The following is a 5,423-nucleotide window of genomic DNA, read 5'->3' as shown; positions in this document are numbered from 1 at the left end:
ACCCAGCACCGTGGTGACGGATGCCATGTCGACGACGCCCGAGAAGGCGAGGGATGCGGTCACGCCGACACCCACGCCGACGACAGCCGTGACGATCGGCAGCGCAGCGCCGATGAGGGATCCGAGCATCACGATCAGCACGACGGCCGCGAAAGCGAGACCGATGGCCTCGCCGACGCCGAAGATCTCGGGCACGCCCTGCGCGATGTCGGTGCCGAAGTCGACCTCGACGCCGTCGATCGGCGACGACTCGAAGTGCTCGATGGTGCCTTCCTTGACCTCTTCCGAGAGCTCGAGGCGGGGATCTTCGAACGAGACGTTGACGATCGCGGTCGAGCCGTCTTCCGAGACGACGCCGATGCCGTTCGTGAGGTCGAGGAGAGTGGAGCCGAGGTCGACCTTCTCGGCGTTCGCGTCGAGCTCGGCGCGCGAGTCGTCGATGGTCTTCTGCTGGTCGTCGAGCTCGGCGGCCTGTGCGTTCAGCGCATCGATCTGCGAATCCAGCGCCGCGAGCTGGTCGGCCGGAGCGCCGCCCGCCTCGGCCTGCGACCGAGCCGTAGTCAACTGCTCGAGGCCCGCCTCGAGCTGCGCGCGACCGTCATCGAGCTGCGTCTGTCCGGCGTCGAGCTGCGCCCGACCGCCCTCGATCTGGTCCTTGCCGTCGGCGAGGTCCTGCGCCTGCACGGCCTGCTGCTGCTGTGCGTCGAAGGGGTCGATCACCGACGCCACGCCGTCGAGGTCTTCGGCGCTCGCTGCGAGCTTCGAGATCTCGAGCTTCTGCGTCTCGGTGAAGGCCGAGCCGTCAGTCGTCTGATAGACCACCGTGCCGGTGCCGCCTGCGGTATCGGGCAGCTTTTCGGCGAGCTGGTCGGTGACCTCGCCCGAGGCTGTGCCCGGGATGTCGAAGCTGTTGCTCAGCGTGCCGCCGAGGGTGAGGAACGCGCCGACGCCCAGGCCGAGGATAATCACCCACGAGACGATCACCGTCCATGCCTTGCGTGCAGCGAACGAACCCAGGCGGAAAAGCAGTGATGCCAAAACGATCTCCTTCAGACGAATAGATCATACGGGGCGTCTCGTCTAGTGTTCTGTGGTTATCCTGAACGAGTGGTGAACGAGCATCGAAGCGGGCCTGTGCGCAGCACGGCTGCCCGGGAGGCGATCCTCGACGCGACCGCTCGGCTGTTCCACAATCAGGGATACGACCGTCTCACGATCGAGGGGATCGCGAAAGAGGCCGGCGTCGGCAAGCAGACCATCTACCGGTGGTGGCCCTCTCGGGGCGCGCTGATCGGAGAATGCCTCGCCGAGGGCCGCCTCATCCCCGTCGACTTCGTCGTGCCCGACACCGGAGACCTCGCCGCCGATGTCGAGACCTGGCTGCGCAGCGTGCTCTCGATCCTCGAAGCCCCCGAGGGAGGGGCTCTGCTGCGTTCGCTCGTCGCGGCGGCCACCGAAGATGCCGGCGTCGGAGCGCACCTCGGCGACAGCCTTGGCGTCGAGAAGCACCTCACGGAGCGCATCCGCGGTGGCATCCGCGACGGACAGCTCGCCGAGAACGCCCCCGTCGAGCAGCTGGGTCGAGCCATTCTCGGCGCGATCATCGTCGAGTCGCTGGGGCGCGAGCACCACGACCCCGAGTCGATCGTGCAACTGACCCGCTTCTTCTTCTCCCGCTGACCACGGCGGGAGCGGGAGCGGGCTCGGTCATGAGCGCGGTCATCGCGCCGCGACCGCTCTGCCACCACCTGTCTGAGCCTGCAGGCCCGACCTGTGTCCGTGAGCGAACGAGCCGGCATCCGCCCCGCGCCGCCGCCGCGAGTGCGTGGTCGCCATCTCGTCGACCGCGGCATCCACTCGGCTGCGGCGTGAGATGAGCACGAGCTCCGTCCCGGCTCCGCTCTCTTCCACCGCGACCCGTCGACTCTCCTCGATCCGGTTCATGGCGCCCACGGCGAAGCCCCGGATGAAGCCGCTGCGCGCCCGCCGCTTCACACCCTCGCGCTGGCCGACGTAGAAGTGGCGGTGCGCGAGCCACCACGCCCGCATCGCGACCGTCGCCTGCACCTGCAGACTGGCCGTCAGCGTCTGAACCTGCGTCACATCGGATGCGTGCCCGACCAGCAGCAGGCCCGCGATCGGCGGGTACTCGGCGAGCAGCGGACGCACGGCTCCGAGCCCTCTGGCCACGCCGATTCCGACCTCGCGGAGGTCCTTCGCGTAGACGCCGCGGAANNGTGACGATCTGCTCCTGGGTCTGGCCCAGGAGCCCTCGTCTCTCGTCGATCTGCGCCTGTTCGATGCCGTACTTCACGATCAGTCGCTCGGCGTGTTCGGTCAGCGCCTCGGCCTCTTCGGGCGTCGTGCTCTCGGCCTTGGCGAGCAGTTTCGCGATGAGGTCGAGCTTGGCTTCGGTCATGGCATCCCCCTTGGATCTGTGATGCCTCGGATCCTTCGCGGGGGTACCTACATTCAGAGGCTCTTTTCCGGGGCCTGTGGAGAAGGTCAGATCACGGATGCCCGGTGCAGGACAGGTCACCGGCACAGGTGCATGCCGAAATCACAGATGGATGCTCAGAACGCGGTTCTGGGCATCCATCTGTGATCTGAGCATGCACACGGGCCACCCAAGACGAACCGGAAAACCGCCGCCCGAAGAGAAAGTCTCAGCCGAAGAGGAGTGTCAGCACGGTCGCCCCGCCACCGCCGAGGATCAGGGCGATGATGACCGTCCAGGCGACGATGCGGATGCGACGGTTGCGCTTCTCACCGAGGTCGCCGTAGTCGTCGTCGGGCCGGCTGAGCTCGATCATGCGCTGACCGGCTCGGCGACCGTCGGGCCGAAGGCCGCGGGCAGCGTGGCCTGCGAGCGCTCGCGGATCTCGGCGATCGGAACCGTGAAGACACCCTGCACCTCGAGCTTCGCGCCCTCGGAGTCGGTCACGCCGATGCGCATCACCGGGTAGCCCCGGCCTTCGCACAGTCCACGGAACTTGACGTCGTCTTCGCGCGGCACGGTCACGATGACGCGACCGGTCGACTCGGAGAACAGGGCGGATGCGGCATCCACACCGTTGCTCTCGATGATCTCGTTGAGCCAGACGCGCGCGCCGACTCCGAAGCGCGAGACGCCCTCGGCGAGAGCCTGCGCGAGGCCACCCTCCGACACGTCGTGCGCCGACGAGATCAGCCACTCGTCGCGGGCAGCGCCGAGCAGACCTGCGAGGCGCTTCTCGCCCGCGAGGTCGACCTTCGGCGGCAGTCCACCGAGGTGCTGGTGCACGGTCTCGGCCCACGCCGAGCCCGAGAGCTCGGTCGAGGTGGTGCCGAGCAGGTAGATGTTCTGGCCTTCGTCCTGCCATCCCGAGGGGATGCGGCGCGAGACGTCGTCGATGATTCCGAGCACGCCGACGAGGGGGGTCGGGTGGATCGGCACGTCGCCGGTCTGGTTGTAGAACGAGACGTTGCCACCGGTGACCGGGGTGCCGAGCTCGTAGCATCCGTCGGCCAGGCCGTCGACGGTCTGCCCGAACTGCCACATGACCTCGGGGTTCTCGGGAGAGCCGAAGTTCAGGCAGTCGGTGATCGCGGTGGGCACGGCGCCCGTGACGGCGACGTTGCGGTACGCCTCGGCGAGGGCCAGCTGTGCACCGGCATACGGGTCGAGCTGGCAGTAGCGGCCGTTGGCGTCGGTCGAGATCGCGAAGCCGAGACCCGATTCCTCGTCGACGCGGATCATGCCGGCGTCGTCGGGGAACGAGAGGGCCGTGTTGCCGAGCACGTAGTAGTCGTACTGGTTGGTGATCCAGCGGGTGTCGGCGAGGTTCGGCGAGGCGACCAGGCTGAGGAACTGCTCGCGCAGCACCTCGGGGTCGTTCGAGCGGGGCAGGTTCTCGGCGGCATCCGCCTGCAGCGCGTCGATCCACGTCGGGTACGCGACCGGGCGGTCGTAGACCGGGCCGTCGACCGCGACGGTCGAGGGATCGACGTCGACGATGCGCTCGCCCTGCCAGTCGATGATGAGGCGGCCGTCTCCGGTGACCTCGCCGAGCACCGACGTCTCGACGTCCCACTTCTTCACGACCGCGAGGAACGCGTCGAGCTTCTCGGGGGCGACGATCGCCATCATGCGCTCCTGCGACTCCGACATGAGGATCTCCTCAGCCGTGAGCGACGGGTCGCGCAGCAGCACGTTGTCGAGCGAGACCTTCATACCGCTGTTGCCGTTGGCCGCGAGCTCGCTGGTCGCGCACGAGATTCCGGCGGCACCGAGGTCTTGGATCGCCTCGACGAGCTCGTCGCGGTAGAGCTCGAGGCAGCACTCGATGAGCACCTTCTCGGCGAACGGGTCGCCCACCTGCACCGCGGGGCGCTTGGTCGGACCGGTGGAATCGAACGAGTCGGATGCCAGGATGCTGGCGCCGCCGATGCCGTCGCCACCCGTGCGGGCGCCGAACAGCACGACCTTGTTGCCGACGCCGGTGGCGTTGGCGAGCTTGAGGTCCTCATGGCGGAGCACGCCGACCGCGAGCGCGTTGACGAGCGGGTTGGCCTGGTAGACGGAGTCGAAGACCGTCTCGCCGCCGATGTTCGGCAGGCCCAGGCAGTTGCCGTAGAAGCTGATGCCGCTGGTGACGCCGTGCACGACGCGGGCGGTGTCGGGGTGGTCGATCGCGCCGAAGCGGAGAGCGTCCATGATCGCGACCGGGCGCGCGCCCATCGAGATGATGTCGCGGACGATGCCGCCGACGCCCGTGGCCGCACCCTGGAACGGCTCGATGAACGAGGGGTGGTTGTGCGACTCGGCCTTGAAGGTGACGGCCCAGCCCTCGCCGACGTCGATGACGCCCGCGTTCTGGCCCATGCCCACCATGAGGCGTTCCTTCATCTCGTCCGAGACCTTCTGGCCGAAGCGGCGCAGGTAGTTCTTCGACGACTTGTACGAGCAGTGCTCCGACCACATGACGGAGTACATGGCCAGCTCGCCGGAGGTCGGGCGGCGGCCCAGGATCTCCTTGATGCGGGCGTACTCGTCGTCCTTGAGGCCCAGCGCTGCGTACGGCTGCTCCTTCTCCGGAGTCGCGGTCGCGTTCTCGACGGAGTCGGGGACGTGCTTGTGGGCAGGTGCAGGGGCGGTGGTCACGCGCACTCCTAGATGAGGGGCCGGCGGGGCATGGCAAGTCTACCGGGGGATGCCGTGGCCCACGGCCGGTCGGGATGCGGCGGCGAAGCGGGCGGCGAGCGTGGTCGCGGCCTCAGCCAGAGCAGGCGGACCGACGACCGTGAAGGGCGCATCGAAGCGGGCGATCGACGCGAGGATGCCGACCCACGACCACGACCCGACGGTCACGCGGCACGACAGGTCGTCGATCGCCTCGACCGTGCCGTCGCGGCCGATCCAGTGCGCGACCTCGTGGGCGGGC

At 68.3% G+C, this 5,423-nt stretch carries 5 protein-coding genes and 2 pseudogenes; 1 reads left to right on the top strand and 6 read right to left on the bottom strand.

Going from position 1 to position 5,423, the window contains the following annotated elements; all coding sequences use genetic code 11:
- A partial coding sequence (locus J7E68_RS10225) for an MMPL family transporter (RefSeq protein ID WP_215172258.1) occupies positions 1 to 1,038 on the bottom strand: 1,038 nt, incomplete at its 3' end.
- A gap of 72 nt (positions 1,039 to 1,110) precedes the next feature.
- Here J7E68_RS10225 and J7E68_RS10220 point away from each other — a divergent pair.
- A complete protein-coding gene (locus J7E68_RS10220) occupies positions 1,111 to 1,680 on the top strand; it encodes a TetR/AcrR family transcriptional regulator (protein ID WP_311416810.1) in 570 nt (189 codons plus the stop codon).
- A gap of 39 nt (positions 1,681 to 1,719) precedes the next feature.
- Here J7E68_RS10220 and J7E68_RS19785 read toward each other — a convergent pair whose 3' ends face one another.
- From J7E68_RS19785 to J7E68_RS10200, 5 genes and pseudogenes are all read right to left on the bottom strand, one after another.
- The gene (locus J7E68_RS19785) at positions 1,720 to 2,190 is read right to left on the bottom strand and encodes a hypothetical protein (protein WP_251048868.1); all 471 of its coding nucleotides are present in this window, start codon (positions 2,188 to 2,190) and stop codon (positions 1,720 to 1,722) included.
- Between the two features lie 115 nt (positions 2,191 to 2,305).
- Positions 2,306 to 2,419: pseudogene (locus J7E68_RS20400) on the bottom strand (DUF2786 domain-containing protein); the annotation flags it as partial.
- Positions 2,420 to 2,666: 247 nt separating this feature from the next.
- Positions 2,667 to 2,813, bottom strand: a complete 147-nt coding sequence (locus J7E68_RS10210; RefSeq protein ID WP_215172252.1) for a hypothetical protein — start codon at positions 2,811 to 2,813, stop codon at positions 2,667 to 2,669.
- The gene (gene purL / locus J7E68_RS10205; RefSeq protein ID WP_215172250.1) at positions 2,810 to 5,143 is read right to left on the bottom strand and encodes a phosphoribosylformylglycinamidine synthase subunit PurL; all 2,334 of its coding nucleotides are present in this window, start codon (positions 5,141 to 5,143) and stop codon (positions 2,810 to 2,812) included. Before purL ends, J7E68_RS10210 begins: the two co-directional genes overlap by 4 nt.
- A gap of 39 nt (positions 5,144 to 5,182) precedes the next feature.
- Positions 5,183 to 5,423, bottom strand: a pseudogene (locus tag J7E68_RS10200) (transcriptional regulator); the annotation flags it as partial.

This window comes from Microbacterium sp. ISL-103 (genome assembly GCF_018613995.1).
Taxonomy (GTDB): domain Bacteria; phylum Actinomycetota; class Actinomycetes; order Actinomycetales; family Microbacteriaceae; genus Microbacterium.
This window is presented reverse-complemented; position numbering and strand designations above follow the sequence as displayed.